This window comes from Gordonia sp. GN26, assembly GCF_054823965.1.
On record NZ_JSYC01000159.1, the window covers coordinates 1 to 524 of the forward strand.

Consider the following 524-nt stretch of genomic DNA (forward strand, 5'->3'; position numbering starts at 1 on the left):
TTCGCCGTCGGGTCGGGCGAAGGACACGAGGCGTTGTTCGCGGGTGGCCAACCTCTTGCCGCGTCCGAAGTACAGCGGGACGGCGGTGGCGTCTTTGAACACCGCCAGCCAAGGCTGTGCATTGGCGGCCATGTTGATGAGGTCGGGGATGGGGATCAGGGTGCCGGTGGCGGTGGTGGCGAACCCGGCTTCGCGGCGGAGGTCGGTGAGGTCGGCTTTGATGATCAGCTGGGTCGGCAACCCGCGGTGACTCTTACCCAGTAGCCCGTCCTCGAAGACCGCTTTGAGCAGTGCATTGAACGCGTCGTGGTTGAGCTGGGCCGGGGTGCGGTCATCACGTTCGGCCGCAGCAGCGACGGCGTCGGGGTCGGCGTCTTCGATCGACCCGTGCGGGGAGTCGGGGTCGTCGGGGTTGTTCATGCCCGGTTTGGCCCACACGGCGAGCAGCATCGTGACCCGGGCGAGCGCTTCGGGGGTGAGGTTGGCGGTTATCTTGGCGGTGCCGTCGGCGCGTTGGCGGTGGA

General features: G+C 67.6%; 1 protein-coding gene. It reads right to left on the reverse strand.

From position 1 onward, the window contains the following. The coding region (locus tag OK17_RS21480) for a DUF222 domain-containing protein (protein ID WP_461418701.1) at nucleotides 1-524 on the reverse strand (524 nt) is incomplete at both ends.